Genomic DNA, 18,837 nt, shown 5'->3' on the forward strand with positions numbered 1-18,837 from the left:
CCGCGGCGGCCGCGGCTACAGGTCGAATTCGATGACGGTGGCGTCGTCGGCCTCGCGGCGCAGGCGCGGCGATTGCTGCTCGACGTAGGCGGCCATGTCCTTCAGCGCCTGGCGTCCGTACAGCTCGCCGACGTTGGCGTTGATGCCGTAGCGCTGGCGGATCTCGAAGCCGAGCCGGGTGATGACCAGCGAGCTGCCGCCGAGTTCGAAGAACTGGTCGTGGCGGCCGACGCGCTCCAGGCCCAGCAGTTCGCACCAGATCGCGGCGAGCGCGGTCTCGGTCTCGCCCTGCGGCGCTTCGAAATCGCGGCGGATCACCGCATCGTCGCCCGGCACCGGCAGCGCCTTGCGGTCGAGCTTGCCGTTCGGGGTCAGCGGCAGCGCCGCCAGGCTCACGAAGGCGCTCGGCAGCATGAACTCGGCCAGGCTGCGCGACAGTTGTTCGCGCAGGTTTGCTGCCGACAGTTCGATGCCTTCAGCGGGCACCACGTAGGCGATCAAGCGCTTGTCGCCGCCCTCGCCTTCGCGCGCCACCACCACCGCTTCGCGCACGCCCTCGCAGGCGGCCAGCTTGGTTTCGATTTCGCCGAGCTCGATGCGGAAACCGCGGATCTTGACCTGGAAATCGTTGCGGCCCAGGTATTCGATCGTGCCGTCGGCGCGCCAGCGGCCGAGGTCGCCGGTCTTGTACATGCGCGCATCGGAGGCCGCGACGAAGGGGTCGTTGAGGAAGCGCTCGGCGGTCAGCTCGGGGCGATGCAGATAACCGCGCGCCACGCCTTCGCCGCCGATGTACAGCTCGCCGACCACGCCGACCGGCACCGGCTGTAGGTGCGCATCGACGATGTAGATACGGGTATTCGCGACCGGCTTGCCGATGTGCGAGGCGAAACCGTTGGCGCGGTCCATCGCCACCCAGGTCGAATAAGTGGTCGTTTCGGTCGGGCCGTACAGGTTGGCGACCACCGCTACGTCGGTCTGGGCGAACAACTGCTCGACCAGGGCGCGCTTGAGCGGTTCGCCGGCCAGATTGACCGTGCGCGTGGTCGCGGGAACCCCGCCGCTCTGCAGCAGCGCGTTGATGCCCGAAGGCACGGTGTTGATCAGGCTCAGACGGCTGCCGGAATCGGTCGCGAGCACGTCGCGTACCAGGGTGATGGTGGCGCCGACACTGAGCGGTGCGAACAGCTCGTACACCGCCAGGTCGAAGTTGATCGAGGTCGAGAACAGCGTGTTGCCGAGCTGTTCGCGGCTGAAGTTGGCGTTGGCCCAGGCGATGAAGTTGGCCGCGTTGGCATGTTCGATCGCCACGCCTTTGGGCTGACCGGTCGAACCGGAGGTGTAGATCACGTAGGCCAGATGACGGGCGGTCAGGCCGTCGACCTTCGGATCGTGCTCGGGCTGCTCAAGCAACGCGGAATCGTCGGCGAACAACACCGGCACAACGACCTCGCCGAGCAATCCGCTCAGGGACGTTTGACTCAGCAACGCCATCGGCGCGCTGTCGGCGAGCATGTAGGCCAGACGGTCCGGCGGATAATTCGGGTCCAGCGGCACGTAGGCGGCGCCGGCCTTGAGGATGCCGAGTACGCCGGCCACCAGCGACGGACCGCGTTCCAGGCAGATCGCGACGCGGTCGTCGGCACGCACGCCGCGCGCGAGCAGACGATGGGCGATGCGATTGGCGCGACGATTCAGTTCGGCATAGCTCAACCGCTCATCGCCACAGACCAACGCGGTCGCTTCCGGGGTCGAATGCACCTGTGCCTCGAACGGCTGGTGCAGCAAGCGCTCGCGCGGGTAATCGAACGCGGTGTCGTTGAAGGTTTCCAGCACCCGCTCGCGCTCGGCCGCGGGCAGCAGCGGCAAGCGGCTGACCGGGCACTGGGCGTCGGCGACCATCGCTTCGAGCAGGCGCACGAAATAGCCGGCATAGCGCTCGATGGTCTCGCGCTCGAACAGGTCGGTGGCGTATTCCAGCTCACCGACGATCTCGTCGCCGGACTCGCTGAGCGCCAGCGACAGGTCGAAGCGGGTGGTGCTCTGCGCCGTCGCCAGCGGGCTCAGGCTCAGGCCCGGCAGGTTCAGGGTGGCGCCGCCGGGCGTGTTGTCCAGCGACAGCATCGCCTGGAACAGCGGGCTATGGCTGAGCGTGCGCGCCGGCTGCAAGGCATCGACGACCTGCTCGAACGGCAGGTCCTGGTGCTCGTACGCATCGAGCGCGACCGCGCGCACCCGCGCCAGCAACTGCGCCGCGCTCGGGTCTTCGCGCAGGCTCACGCGCAGGGCCAGGGCGTTGACGAAGAAGCCGATCAGCGGCTCGGTCTGCGGATGCTGGCGATTGGCGACCGGCGTGCCGACCACCACCTCGTCCTGCCCGCTCAACCGCGACAGCAGGGTCGACCAGGCGGTCAACAAGGCCATGAACAAGGTCGCGCCCTGCCCCTGCGCCCAGGTGCGCAGCTCGGCGCTGAGCGCGGCCGGCACCACCAGCGGCACGCTGTCGCCGGCATAGCTCTGCAGCGGCGGGCGCGGCCGGTCGCTCGGCAGTTCCAGCAGCACCGGCGCGCCGCGCAGTTGCGCGCGCCAGAATTCGCCGAGCTCGCGCAGCCGCTCGCCCTGCAATTGCTCGCGCTGCCAGGCGGCATAGTCGGCGTACTGGATCGACAGCGGCGGCAATGGGTCCGGCTGGCCCTGGCGCAGCGCCGCGTACAGCGCGCTGACTTCCTTGACCAGCAGGCCGATCGACCAACCGTCGGAAATGATGTGGTGCTGGGTGAACAGCAGAATGTGTTCGTCCGAGGACAGCAGCAGCAAACGGCCGCGGATCATCGGGCCGCTGGCGAGGTCGAACGGCGCCACCGCTTCGGCTGCGCCGTGCTCGGCTGCGGCCAGGGCGCGCGAACCGGGGTCGAGATGACGCAGGTCGTGATCGACCAGTTGGAAGCCGGTATCGGCCGGGCCGATCGACTGGCGCGGCTCGCCCTGTTGCTCGACGAACACCGTGCGCAGGCTTTCGTGGCGGGCGACGACCCGGTCCAGCGCCGCCTGCAAGGCGCCGCGGTCGAGCTTGCCGCGCACGTGCAAGGCCGCGCACATGTGGTAGGCGGCGCCGGCGGCCGGGTCGAGTTGATTGAGGAACCACAGGCGCTGCTGCGGCCACGACAGCGGCAAGGCGGCGTCGCGTGCGACCGGCCGGATCGGTTCGAACGAGGCGACCCGCGGCGCGTCCAGCGTGTCGGCGTGCGCAGCCAGCGCCGACAGCGTCGGACGCGCGAACAGATCGCGCAGGGCGATGTCGACGCCGATCGTCTGACGGATCCGCGACACCGCCTGCAAGGCCAGCAAGGAATGCCCACCGAGTTCGAAGAACTGGTCGTGGCGGCCGACCCGCTCCAGGCCCAGCAGTTCGCACCAGATCGCGGCGAGCGCGGTCTCGGTGTCGCCCTGCGGCGCCTCGTAATCGCGGCGGATCACCGCATCGTCGCCCGGTGCCGGCAGCGCCTTGCGGTCGAGCTTGCCGTTCGGGGTCAGCGGCAGTGCAACCAAGGTCACGAAGGCGCTCGGCAGCATGAACTCGGCCAGGCTGCGCGACAGCTGCTCGCGCAGGTTCCCGGCCGACAACTCGACGCCATCTTCAGATACCACGTAGGCGATCAAGCGCTTGTCGCCGCCCTCGCCTTCGCGCGCCACCACCACCGCTTCGCGCACGCCCTCACAGGCGGCCAGCTTGGTTTCGATTTCGCCCAGCTCGATGCGGAAGCCGCGGATCTTGACCTGGAAGTCGTTGCGGCCCAGGTACTCGATGGTGCCGTCGGCGCGCCAGCGGCCGAGGTCGCCGGTCTTGTACATGCGCGCATCGGAGGCTGCAACGAAGGGATCGTTGACGAAACGTTCCGCGGTCAGCTCAGGGCGATGCAGATAGCCACGCGCCACGCCTTCGCCGCCGATGTACAGCTCGCCGACCACGCCGACCGGCACCGGCTGCAGGTGCGCGTCGACGATATAGATACGGGTATTCGCGACCGGCTTGCCGATATGGGCGACGAAGCCATCGTTGCGATCCATCGCCACGCAGGTCGAATAGGTGGTCGTTTCGGTCGGGCCGTACAGGTTGGCGACCGTCGCTACGTCGGTCTGGGCGAACAACTGCTCGACCAGGGCGCGCTTGAGCGGCTCGCCGGCCAGATTGACGGTGCGCGTCGTCGCCGGCACCCCGCCGCTCTGCAGCAAGGCGTTGATGCCCGAAGGCACGGTATTGATCAGGCTCAGACGGCTGGCCGGATCGGTCGCCAGCACGTCGCGTACCAGGGTGATGGTGGCGCCGACACTGAGCGGCGCGAACAGCTCGTACACCGCGAGGTCGAAGTTGATCGAGGTCGAGAACAACGTGTTGGCAAGCTGCTCGCGGCTGAAGTTGGCGTTGGCCCAGGCGATGAAGTTGGCCGCATTCGCGTGTTCGATCGCCACGCCCTTGGGCTGGCCGGTCGAACCGGAGGTGTAGATCACGTAGGCCAAATGGCGGGCAGTCAGGCCGTCGACCTTCGGATCGTGCTCGGGCTGCTCAAGCAACGCGGAATCGTCGGCGAACAACACCGGCACCTCCACCTCGCCGAGCAAGCCGCTCAGGGACGTTTGACTCAACAACGCCATCGGCGCGCTGTCGGCAAGCATGTAAGCCAGGCGATCCGGCGGGTAGTTCGGGTCCAGCGGCACGTAGGCGGCGCCGGCCTTGAGAATGCCGAGCACACCGGCGACCAGCGACGGACCGCGTTCGAGGCAGATCGCAACGCGGCCGTCGGCACGCACGCCGCGCGCGATCAGACGATGGGCGATGCGATTGGCGCGGCGATTGAGTTCGGCGTAGCTCAACCGCTCAGCGCCGCAGACCAACGCAGACGCTTCCGGCGTCGAGCGCACCTGCGCCTCGAACGGCTGATGCAGCAAGCGCTCGCGCGGGTAATCGAACGCGGTGTCGTTGAAGGTTTCCAGCACCTGCCTGCGCTCGGCCGCGGGCAGCAGCGGCAAACGAGCGACCGGGCACTGGGCGTCGGCGATCATGCCGTCGAGCAGCACTTCGAAGCACTGCGCGTAGCGCGCGACCGTGGCCTCGTCGAACAGATCGGTGTCGTAGACGAAATCGCAGCGCAAGCCGTCGTCGAACTCCATCGCCTGCAAGGCCAGGCCGATGCGGTCGCTGCCGAGGCGTTGCGGCAGCGGGAACGGGCGCAGGCCGATCTCGCCCCAATGCGCCACCGGCGCGTCGGATGCATCGGCCTTCCATAGCGCCGCCAGGTCCTGGCTGCGACGCGCGTTCTGGAACACGAACACACTCTGGAACAGCGGATGCTCGCCGCGGTCCTGGCCGGCGTGCAGGCGGTCGACCAGCCGCGAGAACGGATAATCCTGTTGGGCCATGCCCTTGAGCGCGGCGTTGCGGGCCAGGCGTAGCACGTCGGCCACGCTGTGGCGCTCGGCGAAGCCGGCGCGCAGCGCGACCATGTTGACGAAGTCGCCGACCACGCCGTCCCACTGCGGGCGGCTGCGGCCCGGCATCGGCGAGCCGACCACGATGTCGTCCTGGCCGCTGAGGCGGTGCAACAGAATCTGGTAAGCGGCCAACAACGTGGTGAACAGGGTGCCCGCCTGGCGCGTCGCCAGGGCCGTCAAGGCTTGCGTCGTCGCCGCCGACAGCGACAACGAAACCACTGCCTGTACCCCGCTCGGCCGCGCCGGACGCGGACGGTCGCCCGGTAGGTCCAGCACCGGCGCGGGCGTAGCGAAGCGGTCCTGCCAATAGGCGAACTGGCGCTCGGCCTCGGCGCTGCCGAGCCAGTCGCGCTGCCAGGCGACGTAGTCGCGATAGCTGGCGGCGGTCGCGCTCGCTTCAATCTCGGCCGCGGCGCCGGACAGCAGCGCACCGAACTCTTCGAGCAGACGCCAGTACGACCAGCCGTCGCAGACCAGGTGATCGAAGGCCAGCACCAACACCGATTCGCGCGCATCGCGCACATAGAGGGCCGCACGCACCAGCGGCGCACGCTCGTCGTCGAACGCGCGCAGCGCATCGGCGCCGACCTGCGTCTTCAACTCGTCTTCGTCCAGCCCGCCCGCATCGATGATCGACAGCGGCACCTGCGCGTCGGCCGCGATGCACTGCTCGGGCTCGCGACCATCCAGGCAACGCACGCGCGCACGCAGCATCGGGTGACGCCCGGCCAGGGTTTCCAGCGCACGCGCGATCGCCGACGGCTCGACCCGCCCCTGCAGGGCCACGGCGAACACGTTGTTGTGATTGCCGCGCCCGGCCGGGTCGAAACGGTACAGGAACCACCGCCCCTGCTGCGCAGCGGACAGCGGAAACCAGGCGTCCATGTCCTCGTTTCGCTCCATGTCGATGGCCCTCTCCAAATTCATCTATCGCGTCCTGTCGATTCGCGTCCTGCGGAAACCGGCCCGGAAACTCCGGCCCGGTCCTGTGTCGTTGCGCCTCAGTCCTGGCGCGTCCAGTGCGCCGCGGCCGCGACCACGTCGCTGAGCACGCCGGCGGCGGTGATCTCCACCCCCGCACCCGGGCCGCTGACGCACAAGGGCATGCGGTCCTGCAGTTCGGTGCGGATCGAGATCAGGTTCTGGCCCGGTTCGAGCTGCGCGAACGAGGAGTGCGCCGGCACCCGGCGCAGGTTGATGCGCCCGCCTTCGCGGCTGGCCTCGGCCAGCACCACCCAGCGCTCGCCCTGCTCCAGGGCGCTGGCGATGCGCGCCTTCCAGCCGGCATCGGCGACCTGCAGGGCCGGGATCAGATCGTCGGAGGCGATGTCGAGGTCGGCGAAGGGCTCGATGACCAGGTCTTCCAGTTCCATCGCGAAGCCGGCCTCGCGCGCCAGCACCAGCAGCTTGCGGCTGAGGTCGATCGCGCGCAGGTCCTCCATCGGGTCGGGCTCGGTGTAGCCGAGCGCGCGCGCTTCGGCGACCGCGGCCGAGAACAGGCAGCCTTCGTGCATGCGATGCAGGATGTAGCTCAGCGAACCCGACAGCACCCCCTGCACCGAGATCACCCGCTCGCCGCGCAGGCGCAGGTCGCGCAGCGGGCCGAGCAAGGGAATCGCCGAGCCGACCGTGGTCTCGTAGCGGTAGGGCACGCCGCGTTCGCGCGCGGCGTGCTGCAGATCGCGATAGCTCGACAGGCTGCGCGCATTGGCGCGCTTGTTGGCCGCGACGATGCCCATACCGCCCATCAACAGGCGCGGATAGAAATCGGCGATCTCGTCGCTGGCGGTGCAGTCGACCACCAAAGTGCGCACGGCACCATGGCGGCCGACGTGCGACATGAGACGTTCGACGTCGTCGGCGCCGCGCTCGGGCATGTGCTCGTCGATCGACTCCGGGACGATGCCGTGGGTGTCGAAGGCGAAGCCGCGACGGTCGAAACCGGCGAGCAGGCGCAGATCGAGATTGGCTTCCGACAACAGCGCCGGCTGGCGATTGCCGAGCTGGCGCCGGAAGGCGCTGCCGACTTTGCCGCGGGCGCCGATCAGCACCAGGTCGATGCGATGGGCATCGACCACGCTGTTGCGGGCCTGGATGCGTACGGGCGAGTAATCAGCCAGCATAAGTTGCGACCTCCGCTGCGTTGATGAAGCGGGCGCCGTGGCCCGGTGTTGCGGCGACGCCGCGGAATTGGGCGATGCTGCGTTCCATCGCGCCGGCATCGATGAGGAAGCCGTCGTGGCCGTGGCGCGAATTGATCTCGAGGAAGTGCGCGCCGGGAATCGATTCGCACAGCAGTTCCTGCTCGGCCGGCGGATACAGGCCGTCGCTGGAAATGGCCACGATCAGGGCCGGCTGGCGGATGCTCGCCAGGGCCGCGTCGATGCCGCCGCGGCCGTGGCCGACGTCGTGCTGATCCATCGCGTCGATCAGCGCGAGATAGCAATTGGCGTCAAATCGGCGGACGAAATTCTCGGCATGATGCTGCATCCAGCCGCGCACGGCGAAATCGTCGGGAAGCTTGGCGTGAACATCGAACACCGAGGCGCCGTTGGCGCGCCCATAGCGGTCGTCGAGCGAACCCGGGCTGCGATAAGTCGCCATCGCGATTGCGCGCGCCGCGCCGAGACCGGCATGCGGCGCGTCCTCGCGCGGGTAATCGCCGCCGCAGAATTTCGGATCGGCGCGCAGCGACAGGCGCTGCGCTTCGCTCCAGCTGATGCACCAGGCCGAGTGGCGCGCGCTCGCGGCGATCACCGCGATCGACTCGACGCGTTGCGGATCGAGCAAGGCCCACTCCAGGGTCTGCAAGCCGCCCATCGAACCGCCGATCACCAGCTTGATCCGGCGGATGCCGAGCGCATCGGCCAGCGCCATCTGCGCCCGCACCTGGTCGCGGATGGTCAGCTTGGGAAAGCGCGAGCCCCAATGGCCGCCGTCGGGGTGCGGCGAGGCCGGCCCGGTGCTGCCGTAGCAGCTGCCCAGGGCGTTGCTGCAGACGATGAAATCGCGTTGCGGGTCAAGCGCCTTGCCGGCGCCGAACAGCGGCTCCCACCATTCGGCGGCGTCGGCCGAGCCGGTCAATGCATGGCAGACGACGACGGCGTTGTCGCCGGCCGCGGACAGCTGGCCCCAGGTGCGATAACCGAGGCTGTAGCCGGGCAGGCTCTGCCCGAGTTCGAGTGCGAGCGGCGCGGCGCTATGCCAGTGGCGAGTCGCGGGCGATACCGGAAATTCGCTCATGTCGCTGATTCCTTTCGTGACGCGTTGAGCAGGCCGCTCGGTTCCGGATCGCGGAACCGTCCATGACCAGCCTGCGGAGGGTTTGGTTCGTCGGGTCGGCTGCTTCAACCCGTGCCGACGGGCGCGGCGTCGATCTCGCCGAAGCGCTCGTCGAGGAAACGCGCGAGCTGGCGCACGCTGGGGTGGTCGAACAGCCATTCCAGTTCGACTTCGCTGCCCAGCAGGTCTTCCAACTTGCGCGTCAGGCGCAGTCCCAACAGAGAATCCACGCCGAGTTCGGCGAAGGACTCGGTCGCCGACAACTGCGAACGGTCCACCTCCAGCACTTCGGCCATCGCATCCATCAACCACGGTTCACGCTTGCTCATAGCCTTACCCCCAACTGCTCCATGTCTTCCGGTCCGCGAGGACCGGCGCTGCACTCACTGGCGCTACGTTTCTTGTTATCGCGGACGCGGTCCGCGTAGCCCTCTGTCGGGGCCGGTCGGTCATCCCGCGCGCTGCAAGGCACCGGCGAGATAATCCATACGACACTGGCTGCGCCGCACCTTTCCGCTCGACGTACGCGGCAAAGTGCCGGGCTTGATCAGCACCACCTCGGATACCGGCAGGCCATACGCGGAGTTGACCGAGGCACGCATCGAGCCGATCACGTCGTTCCACTGCGGATGGCGTCGCAACCACTCGCGCTTGAGTTCGAACACGACCACCAATCGGCCGCTGTCGCCCTCGGCGACGTCGAACGCGGCGCCGCCGGACTGGCGCAACGCTTCGTGGCTCTGCTCGCATTCGTCCTCGATGTCCTGCGGCACGTACTTGCGGCCGTTGACGATGATCAGGTCCTTGAGCCGGCCGGTGACGAACAACTGGCCGTCGTGCAGATAGCCCAAATCCCCGGTGCGCAAATAACCGCCGGGCGCGACCGTCTCGGCTTGGCCGGCGATGCGCGCATGGAAGGCGATTTCATTGAGTTCGGGGCGCTGCCAATAGCCTTGGGCGACGCTGGCGCCGTGCACCCAAATTTCGCCGCCCTCGCCGTCCGCCACCAGGCGGTGGGTCTTCGGGTCGACAATGACCAGGCGCATGCCGACCCGCGGCGTGCCGCAGCCGACCACGGCCGCACCGTCGCGGCGATCGACCGCAGTCGCGCTGCCGCAGCGCACGCCGGTGATCAGCAGGGTCGACTCGGCCATGCCGTAGCAGGGATAGAAGGATTCGGCGCGAAAGCCATACTCGCCGAATCGCTCGGCGAAACGCGTCACGGTGGCGGCGCGGATCGGCTCGGCGCCGCAGAACGCGACCCGCCACGACGACAGGTCGACGCCTTCGATCTGTTCGGGCTTGATCGCGCGTCCGGCCAGGTCGTACATGAAATTCGGCCCGCCGCTGACGGTGACGCCGAATCTGGAAATGATCTGCAGCCAACGTTCCGGGTATTGCACGAATTCGGACGGCGACATGAAGCCGGCCGGGCAACCGCTGTACATCAGCTGCAGCACGCCGCCGACCAGGCCCATGTCGTGGAACAGGGGCAAAGCGGTGAACAGCACCGAATCCGGCGACAGTTCCATCGCGTCCTGGATCGCCGCGCAGTTGTGGACCAGATTGCCGTGGCTGACCACGACGCCCTTGGGGTCGCCGGTGGAACCGGAGGTGTACTGGAAGAAGGCGTGCGCCGAAGGCTCGGGAAAGACTTGCTTCCATTGCGCAGCATCGGCGCGCAAGCCGGCCGCGTCGTATTCGCGCAGGTCGATCTTGAGCAAACGCTCGCCGTCGAATTCGAGCTCGGTGTCGAGCAATTCGTCGCCGTCGAACAGCAGCGCGCGCGCCTGGGCGTCGCCGACGATCAATTGCAGGCGGCTCTGCATCACCTGGCGGCGCGGCGGCGCCGACGGCACCGCGACCACGCCGGCCAGCATGCAGGCATAGAAAGCGACTACGAAACTCTGCTGCGACTTGCATACCAGCACGGCGCGCTGGCCCGACAGGCCGCGCTGCTGCAACCGCGCCGCCAGGCCGGCGGCCTGCTCGAACAGGCCGCCGAACGTGAATACCTCCGGCTCCAACGAGGCGCCCTTGAAGAAGCGGCAGGCCACGGCGTCGGGCATGGTTCGGGCACGGTGAAGCATGATCTCGGGAAAACTTTGCACACTGACTTCCTTGAGCAAACCTTTGCTTGACTGAACTGCTTCCGTTCGAAGACCCCATGTATGGCGTGCTTCGCTTCATGCGATATGCGGACCAACAATCCTCCATCGGCGCGCGAATTCCGCGCGCCGCCGCTGGTACTTCCTTTCGATTTCCCCCTGAGTCCGAGCCGATTCGGTTCGGACGGTGCGAGCCTAGTGCTGCCGGTTCGCACTCGTTGCGACGGTCGTCAACGCGATCCGCGCATCTCCGGGGCCGACGACGCTTGCCACTGCATCTTGCGTAATCGGCCCTCGCGAGGCTTATACGCTTGGCGTCTCAAGCGCGTCAAATGTACGTATGGAATCTGTGCACTTGGTCTCTACAACCACACAAAACTGAAACGCGATCACATAAAAAATACGGCCAGGTACGTGCAGCCTACACACTCGATTGCTCGCGCCCTGATCCGATGTGAAGGCGATGTATTGGGTAAATCCCTAGGGAAAACACCACTTTCGAGTGCACTGGCGAATTTTTCGCCAACTCCGATTCATTAAATCCGATTCACATAGATGAGCGAGAGTCATTTTATTGACGCGACATCCTCATTAAGCTATTGCTGTGTGACGTTGGTCTTTCATCGACGGCGATTTCCGTCGACTCGATCGCCCCCTATCAGCAACGATCCGGGGACGCCATAGGCGCATGATCATTGCGATAGCCGACAACGTGATCGCACTCAAGAATCTGCAAAGAAAGGATCGAAACCCCAAGGAACAGGGAAATATCCGAAACACAGCAAACGGCATCCGGGGGATGTACAGGACACGACGTGCGTCGACGGCCGCAATGGGCCGCGGGCGGGCATGCCGGGACTTCGGCCCGCTCCGACTGGCCTGATCGAGGCCGGCGCGACGTTAGCTACCCGCACGGACCCGTAAGCTTCGCCCGCTGCGATGGCGCGTCTCGTTGCGTGCAACGCCCGACCACGAGCATGGCCGAGCCGCCCAGGGCGATGGCCGCTCACGCGCGAGTGCGGCGTCATCGCGGACCGTACCAGGGCGGACCGTACCAGGCTGCTGAAGCCGCGCTACGGCAAGCACTCATCGCATCCCGAAACGGGATGCGGACCGAAGCCGAACGCTTCGGCTGCAAGGATGGTACGCATCGGCACTCCGTGGGGACGGCGTCGACGGCGGAGACAAGGAGTCGTCCCCTTCACGATCATGGCGAGAGCATCGGTGAAGTTTTTTGCATTATTCAGTTCCTTTCCGCTCGCCTCGCGGTTCCTGGCCATCGTCGTCGTACCGTTGCTGGCCGCTTCGGTCTGGACCTGGTCGTCGCTGAAGGCGAGCTTGCCGCAAGCGGCCACCTTGCAGATCAGTCGTGGGCAGCTCGGCCGCGGCGCAACGGCACCGGCGACGATCCGGCGCGATGCCGACGGCATGGTGCATATCCAGGCCGCGAGCGACGACGACGCTTTCTTCGCGGTCGGCTATGCGCAGGCGCAAGACCGCCTGTGGCAGTTGGAATTACAGCGGCGCCTGGCGCGCGGCCGTCTCAGCGAGATATTCGGCAAGGACAGCGTCGACACCGACGTCTGGTTCCGCACCCTCGGCTTGTACGACGCCACCGCCACCGCATGGCCGGCGCTGAGCCCGCAGGCGCAGCGGTCGCTGACCGCCTACACCGCCGGCATCAATGCCTGGATCGGCGAAGGCCATCCGCTGCCGAGCGAGTTCCGCGTGTTCGGCGTCGCCCCGGAACGCTGGACCGAGCGCGATTCGCTGGCCTGGATCAAGATGTTCGCCTTGGACCTCGGCGGCAATTTCCAGCGCGAACTGGCGCGCTACGTCGCCCTGCGCGGCCTCGACGAAGCGCAGCTGAAACCGTTCTTTCCCGATTACCCCGCCGACGCGCCGACCACGGTGGCGGCCCTGGGCGAACGCAATGCCGCGCCGCTGGCCGCGCTCGGCCGCCTGCAATCGCGTCTGCAACGCGATTACGGCCTGGCAGTGCCGAACACCGGCAGCAACGCCTGGGTGGTGGCCGGCCGGCTGAGCGCCGACGGCTCCGCCCTGCTCGCCAACGACCCGCACTTGGGCCTGCAGATTCCGTCCTTGTGGTATCCGCTCAGCATCCAGACGCCGGGGCTGAAGACTTCGGGCATGAGCCTGGTCGGCCTGCCGGTGGTGGTGTTCGGACGCAACGACCGCCTCGCCTGGGGCGGTACCAACATGATGGCCGACACCCAGGACCTGTTCTTCGAGCGCGTCGACCGCGGCAGCGAACACTACGACACCGGCGCCGGTTGGCAGCCGTTCGCGGTGCGCGAGGAGCGCATCGAGGTGCGCGCCGATTTCCCGCGCCAGTTGCGCGAGCAGTACGCGCCGGTGGCGCTGAAAGTACGCGCCAGCCGGCACGGGCCGATCATCAGCGATCGCTACGGCGTGTTCGATCAACCGGTGGCGCTGCGCTGGACCGGGCTCGACCCCGGCGACACCAGCTACGAAGCGTTCTTCCGCCTCGGCTATGCCAAGGACTGGGACGGCTTCCGGCAAGCGCTGGCCTTCCACGTCGCCCCGGCGATGAACATGGTCTACGCCGACCGCGAGGGCAACATCGGTTACCTCGGCGCCGGCCGCCTGCCGCTGCGCAAACAAGGCGAAGGCACCCTGCCCTCGCCCGGCTGGGACGAGGCCTACGGCTGGTCCGACGAAGTGCCGCCGGCGCAATGGCCGCAAAGCTACAACCCGCCGTCGGGCTATATCGTCACCGCCAACAACAAAGTCGCCGGCGACGCTTACCCGTATTTCGTTTCGCACGACTGGGCTTCGCCGGCGCGCGCGCGACGCATCGAACAACTGCTGCGCGAACGCATCGACGCCGGCAAGCGCCTGGGCGTGGCCGACATGCAGCGCATCCAGGCCGACACCCTGGACCTGGAAGCGGCGGCGCTGATCGGCGAGTTGCGCAAGCGCCTGCCCGGGCTTTCGGACAGCAGGCTTTCGGACAACAAATCCTCGAACAAGATCGGCGAACATGCAGAGCAAGCGGCCCGCCATCTCAAGGACTGGAACGGCGACATGCGTGCCGACAGCCAGGCCGCGGCGATCTTCCATGCCTGGATGCGCCATTTTCGCGAGCGCGTCTACGCCGACCGCCTGCAGGCCAAGTGGGGCGAGACCCAGGGCGAGGACATTCTCGACGGCCTGGTCGAGGGCGTCGGCCTGGACCAGTTGACCGCGCTGTTGCGCAAGGATGCCGATGGCTGGTGCGACCGGCGCGCCACCGCCGCACGCGAAAGCTGCGACCAGGCCTTGGCGGTATCGCAGGATCGCGCGTTGTGGGAGCTGTACAAACTCAAAGGCGACTGGAGCATGGACAGCTGGCGCTGGGGCGAGGTCCAGCACACGGTGTATCGGCACACGCCCTTCAGCCAGTGGAAGCCGTTCGACAAACTGTTCGAGCGCCGCATCGGCAACGGCGGCTCGCCGAACTCGATCAACGTCGCCGGCGCCACCTATGCCGGCTCGGACGGGTATCTGCAAGCCTTCGGCGCCGGCTTCCGCCAGGTGATCGCCTTGCGCCGCGACGCGGTGCAGCACCATTACATGAACTCGACCGGCCAGTCCGGCAACGTGTTCAGCCCACACTACGACGACAGCATCGAAGCCTTCCGCAACGTCGAATATCGCAAGCTGGAGGCGGCCTACGACCGCCCCACCGCCGCACGGGCCGGCCAGGCCACAGGAGCCGCCGAATGAAATTGTTCGCCGAGTATTCGCGCCGCGCGCCCAACAAGGTGTTCTTCTCGATCCTGTTGGGCGGCCTGTCGGGCATCTGTTATTCGATGCTGATCCCGCTGGTGATGAACGTGCTCAAGCAGGGCGACCCGCGCCTGCACACGGTCGCCGCCGCACCGACCCGGCTGCTGTCGCTGGAGATCGCCAACGCGCCGTTCGCCCTGGTGTTCACCCTGGTGTGCGTGTTCATCCTGGTCACCCGCACTTTGTCGCAAGTGGTGCTGACCCGGGTCGCGATCGACGTCGCCTCCAGCCTGCGCACGCGCCTGTACGACCGCATCGCCCAGGCGCCGCTGTCGGCGCTGGAGAAGATCGGCCACTCGCGCCTGATCGCCGCCCTGACCTCGGACGTGCCGCGCATCGTGCTGGGCGCGCGCATGTTCCCGGACATGCTGATCAACCTGGTGATGCTGCTCGGCATGCTCGGCTTCTTGCTGGTGCTCAACGCCGACCTGTTCTGGTTCGTGCTCGGCTGCATCGCCTTCGGCGTGGTCACCTACCAGATCCCGATGCTGATCGGCGGGCGCTATTTCAACAGCGCGCGCCAGCATTTCGACCACCTGCAGGAATCGATCCAGGGCCTGATCCACGGCATCAAGGAGCTCAAGCTCGACGACGCCAAGCGCGAGGCTTTCTTCGACAAGGTGCTGATGCACTGCGAACGTTCGGTGCAAAAGGACGAGAAGACCGGCTATACGATCCTGCGCGCGGCCAGCAACTACGGCGACCTGCTGAGCTTCTTCGTGATCGGCTCGATCGTGTTCATCGTGGTCAACTACCGCACCATCAGCAACGAGCAGTTGATCGGGGTGATCATGGCGCTGCTGTACATCGCCGGGCCGATCTCGGCGATCCTCGGTTTCCTGCCGCAGATCTCGATCTCGCGCGTGTCGATCCAGCGCGTGGCCAAGCTGTTCGAGGAAATCCCGCAGGAAACCATCTCGGCCGTGCAGGAGCCGGCGCGCGACTGGGACAGCGTCCGCTTCGAGCAGGTCAGCTATCGCCACGGCAGCAAGGACGACAAGGACGACGGTTTCCGGGTCGGTCCGCTCGACCTGGAATTCCGCAAGGGCGAGATCAGTTTCATCGTCGGCGGCAACGGCTCCGGCAAGTCGACCCTGAGCAAGTTGCTGACCCTGCACTACCGCGCGGTCGGCGGCACGATCCGCTTCGGCGAGCACGCGGTGAGCGACGATTCGATCGGTACCTACCGCCAGTCGATCAGCGCGATCTATTCGGACTATCACCTGTTCGACCAGATCCTCGGCGCCGACGACGACCGGCTCAAGGCGACGGTCGACCACTACCTCAAGGCGCTGCACCTGGACCGCAAGGTCAGCTACCGCGACGGCCGCTTTTCGACCCTGGCCCTGTCCGACGGCCAGCGCCGGCGCATGGCCCTGCTGGCCTCGATCATCGACGACAAGGAGCTGTACTTGTTCGACGAATGGGCCGCCGACCAGGACCCGACCTTCAAGGCCGTGTTCTATCACGAGATCCTGCCGGCGCTGAAGGCGCGCGGCAAGGCGATCGTCGCGATCACCCACGACGACCGCTATTTCGATGTCGCCGATCAGTTGATCGTGATGGAAGAAGGCCGGGTCGCCCGGGTCGAACGTCGCCAGACGCGCGCGGCGCAGGAACTGCCGTCGCCGCGCGCGCAGGCCTTCGTCATGGCCGGCTGACCGGCGCCGGTTCGGATGCGGCGTCCGGCTTCGTAACGCCGGTCTTCGCATCGCCCTCGGCCTCGCGGCGCTGGGTGTCGGCGATCAACACGTCGCGCGCGGTACGGCGCACCGCTTCGGGATCGGCCTTGCGCAGATCGGCGTCCGCAGCCAGGCCGAGTTTCGTCGCCACCTCGATGGTGACGCGCTTGTTGGCGTAGGGATGCGGGTGATCGGGCTCGTCGTCCTGGCTGCGATAGAAACGGTCGAGCAGTTTTTCGCGGGTGGTATCGGCCTGGGCCAGTTCGACCAGCTTGGCGCGGTACTCCAGGGTCCAGGCCGGCATGTCCGGCCAACGCTTCATGTCGGCGAAGTGCTGGGCCTCGTGGCCGAGGAAGCTGACCTGGAAGTTCTCGCCCTTCATGTCGCCGTAGGAACTGCGCACCGCATACAGGCCTTCGGGCTTGGCCCAACCGGCCGCGCCGGTGCGCTCGCACGAGGTGTAGTGGGCCCAGCCGCGGCTGACCCAGGCGTCCATCACGAACACCTTGACCGGCTGCCGTTCGCCGCTGGGCAGATCGACGGTATACGGGCGCTCTTCCTGCTCGCCCCACAGCATCAGGTCGTACAACGGCGGGGTGCGGCCTTGCAGCGGATGGAAGCCGCGCTTGCGCAGTTCGACGTTGATGCGTTCGCTCAAGGCTTCGAACGCCTCTTCGGTCGGCGTCGGCGCGGGCTCGCCGAGCAATGCGGCCAGATCGGTCTTCAGGCGGGTTTCTTCGCCCGGGCGCACCGCAGGATCGCGCAACGCCTGCCACCAGTAGCGCTGGTACAGCTCGAGCACGCTGCGCGCGAACGGGTCGGCGACGGTGCCGGCGAGGTACGGCGGCGCGCTGCGGTCGTGGCGGCTGAGCATGCAGGCGCGGAACTCGGTGTCCCTGGCGTTGAATTCGGCCAGCGGCGCCGCCTTCAGGGTGCTGAGCGCGGTCGGCATGTCGGCGCGCAGCGAAGCGCCGATGGCATCGTTGACCGCCTTGGCCGCGATCGGGCCGCTGGCGGGGACCGTCGTCGATGCGCCGGTCGCCGCCCAGGCGAGCAGGACGGGCAAGGCCGTGGCGGCGGCAAGTCGGGTCAGGTTCATGGCGTGGCTCCTTGTGCGCCGGCGGCGCGTTGGAGCCATTAAGCCGCCAGGGCCAGGGTCCGGTCTTGTACGTAATTGATCTGTTGCCTGAGCCGCTGGCGGATCTGCTCGCGCAACCGCGCCGGCGTGCAGCCGGCATGGGCAAGGACGACGCGATGCAGATGGCTCTGATCGCTGAAACCGGCGTTGGCGGCGACCTCGGCGAGCGAAGTATTGCCGGCCATCAACTGCAGCGCCTGGCGCCAACGCAACTCGCGCCGCAGCGCCTGCGGCGACATGCCGTAGGTACGGGTCAAGGCGCGGCTGGCGTGTTCGGCGGACACGCCGAGCGTGCGGGCGAGCGTGCCGATCTCGTCGTCGCAGATAGCCATCGAGCGCAGCAATTCGCCCTGCCAGTCGGGTACGACCACGGCCGCTTGCGGCGTCGCGCAGGCCAGCAGCTCCGGCAGGCGCTGCGGGCAACGCGCGAACACTTCCCGGGCTTCGCGCAAGTCGTGCACCTGCCAGGCGCTGGCGGCCAGGGCGAAGTGGTCGGATGGCAGTTCGATGTTCATCGCGCTCGCACCGAGGCGGCCGAAGCGGTCGCCATGGGCGTGATACGGCGGATGCAGCACCAGGGTGCCGGGGCTGCACGACAAGGGGCCGTCGACACTCGATTCGGTGTAGTCGCCGTCCAGCACCAAGGCCGCGTACGGCGCTTGGTGGCGATGGGTCGCCAGGATCGCGCCGCGATCGTGGCGAGTGGGATAGGCGACGTCCGAACTCACCGGTCGGAGCCGGCCTTGGGCTGCTCGTGCCCACGCCGCAGATAGTCGGCCAGGCCGCCGAGTTGCAGCCCCTGCACCCGGTCGATCACCGCGACGAACTTGCTCAGATCGTCGGGCGTATAACCGCCGGCGCGGTAGTACAGGACGATGCGGGTACCGCCGTCCTTGGCCGGGCTCAGGCGGAATTCCATCGCTCCGCTCAGGCCCATGCCCTGCAGCGGCCCGAGGCCGCCGAGCATGCGCAGGGTCTTGCCCGGGTCGACGAAGCCGATGGTCATGTGTTGGGCCTGGCGCTTGCCGTCGCGACCGATCTCGCAGAAGCAGCCGCCGGCGCGGGCATCGATCGACAGAGTCGATTCGGCGCCCCACCAGGTGTGGTCCTTGGGCCACCAGCGGTCGACGTCCTCGACCAGGGCCTTCCATGCGGTATCCGGGTCGACCGCGACCACCTGCTCGTTCTCGACGGTGAAACCGTTGGGCGCCGCTTCCTTGACCGCAGCCGCGGCATTGCCCGCGCCCAGCAAGGCGAACGCCATCGCCCCGCCCCATACGATTCGACCCAACCCGATCCGATCCAGTCCGAGCCTGCGCATCGC

At 67.4% G+C, this 18,837-nt stretch carries 10 protein-coding genes; 2 read left to right on the forward strand and 8 right to left on the reverse strand.

All coding sequences use genetic code 11. The annotated features are described in order from the left end of the window. Positions 1–15: 15 nt before the first annotated feature. The 5 genes from ACTOWK_RS01325 to ACTOWK_RS01345 form a co-directional block, all read right to left on the reverse strand. Positions 16–6,417 (reverse strand): amino acid adenylation domain-containing protein, encoded by a 6,402-nt coding sequence (locus ACTOWK_RS01325; RefSeq protein WP_441328410.1) that lies wholly within the window; start codon positions 6,415–6,417, stop codon positions 16–18. A 74-nt stretch (positions 6,418–6,491) separates the two neighbouring features. Next, entirely contained in the window at positions 6,492–7,613 is a 1,122-nt protein-coding gene (locus ACTOWK_RS01330) for a hypothetical protein (RefSeq protein ID WP_441328411.1), read from the reverse strand. Beyond that, the gene (gene metX, locus ACTOWK_RS01335) at positions 7,603–8,733 is read right to left on the reverse strand and encodes a homoserine O-acetyltransferase MetX (RefSeq protein WP_441328412.1); all 1,131 of its coding nucleotides are present in this window, start codon (positions 8,731–8,733) and stop codon (positions 7,603–7,605) included. The genes ACTOWK_RS01330 and metX overlap by 11 nt, the downstream gene beginning before the upstream one ends. Positions 8,734–8,837: 104 nt before the next feature. Next, positions 8,838–9,101 (reverse strand): acyl carrier protein, encoded by a 264-nt coding sequence (locus ACTOWK_RS01340; RefSeq protein ID WP_441328413.1) that lies wholly within the window; start codon positions 9,099–9,101, stop codon positions 8,838–8,840. Between the two features lie 120 nt (positions 9,102–9,221). Then, positions 9,222–10,862 carry a fatty acyl-AMP ligase gene (locus tag ACTOWK_RS01345; RefSeq protein WP_441328414.1) on the reverse strand — a complete coding sequence of 547 codons (1,641 nt, stop codon included), beginning with the start codon at positions 10,860–10,862 and terminating at the stop codon, positions 9,222–9,224. A gap of 1,242 nt (positions 10,863–12,104) precedes the next feature. Between ACTOWK_RS01345 and ACTOWK_RS01350 the strand changes: the two genes are divergently transcribed. Continuing rightward, entirely contained in the window at positions 12,105–14,630 is a 2,526-nt protein-coding gene (locus tag ACTOWK_RS01350) for a penicillin acylase family protein (RefSeq protein ID WP_441328415.1), read from the forward strand. Beyond that, entirely contained in the window at positions 14,627–16,354 is a 1,728-nt protein-coding gene (locus ACTOWK_RS01355) for a cyclic peptide export ABC transporter (protein WP_441328416.1), read from the forward strand. The genes ACTOWK_RS01350 and ACTOWK_RS01355 overlap by 4 nt, the downstream gene beginning before the upstream one ends. Here ACTOWK_RS01355 and ACTOWK_RS01360 read toward each other — a convergent pair. The 3 genes from ACTOWK_RS01360 to ACTOWK_RS01370 are packed head-to-tail and all read right to left on the reverse strand — an operon-like array spanning position 16,341 to position 18,804. Beyond that, positions 16,341–17,474: a hypothetical protein gene (locus tag ACTOWK_RS01360; protein ID WP_441328417.1), complete on the reverse strand. Its 1,134-nt coding sequence runs from the start codon at positions 17,472–17,474 to the stop codon at positions 16,341–16,343. The genes ACTOWK_RS01355 and ACTOWK_RS01360 overlap by 14 nt on opposite strands. Positions 17,475–17,512: 38 nt before the next feature. Next, positions 17,513–18,241 (reverse strand): helix-turn-helix domain-containing protein, encoded by a 729-nt coding sequence (locus ACTOWK_RS01365; RefSeq protein ID WP_441328418.1) that lies wholly within the window; start codon positions 18,239–18,241, stop codon positions 17,513–17,515. Further along, on the reverse strand, positions 18,238–18,804 hold the full coding sequence (locus ACTOWK_RS01370; protein ID WP_441328419.1) for an SRPBCC domain-containing protein: 567 nt from the start codon (positions 18,802–18,804) through the stop codon (positions 18,238–18,240). The genes ACTOWK_RS01365 and ACTOWK_RS01370 overlap by 4 nt, the downstream gene beginning before the upstream one ends. Positions 18,805–18,837 lie beyond the last annotated feature (33 nt).

The sequence above is a fragment of the Lysobacter sp. CA196 genome (assembly GCF_052078695.1).
Classification (GTDB): Bacteria; Pseudomonadota; Gammaproteobacteria; order Xanthomonadales; family Xanthomonadaceae; genus Lysobacter.

Excerpts from the sequence above, each read along its gene's own strand:
- ACTOWK_RS01325 (WP_441328410.1), bottom strand. The coding sequence starts at position 6,417 with ATGAATTTGGAGAGGGCCATCGACATGGAGCGAAACGAGGACATGGAC.
- ACTOWK_RS01330 (WP_441328411.1), bottom strand. The coding sequence starts at position 7,613 with ATGCTGGCTGATTACTCGCCCGTACGCATCCAGGCCCGCAACAGCGTG.
- metX (WP_441328412.1), bottom strand. The coding sequence starts at position 8,733 with ATGAGCGAATTTCCGGTATCGCCCGCGACTCGCCACTGGCATAGCGCC.
- ACTOWK_RS01340 (WP_441328413.1), bottom strand. The coding sequence starts at position 9,101 with ATGAGCAAGCGTGAACCGTGGTTGATGGATGCGATGGCCGAAGTGCTG.
- ACTOWK_RS01345 (WP_441328414.1), bottom strand. The coding sequence starts at position 10,862 with ATGCTTCACCGTGCCCGAACCATGCCCGACGCCGTGGCCTGCCGCTTC.
- ACTOWK_RS01355 (WP_441328416.1), top strand. The coding sequence starts at position 14,627 with ATGAAATTGTTCGCCGAGTATTCGCGCCGCGCGCCCAACAAGGTGTTC.
- ACTOWK_RS01360 (WP_441328417.1), bottom strand. The coding sequence starts at position 17,474 with ATGAACCTGACCCGACTTGCCGCCGCCACGGCCTTGCCCGTCCTGCTC.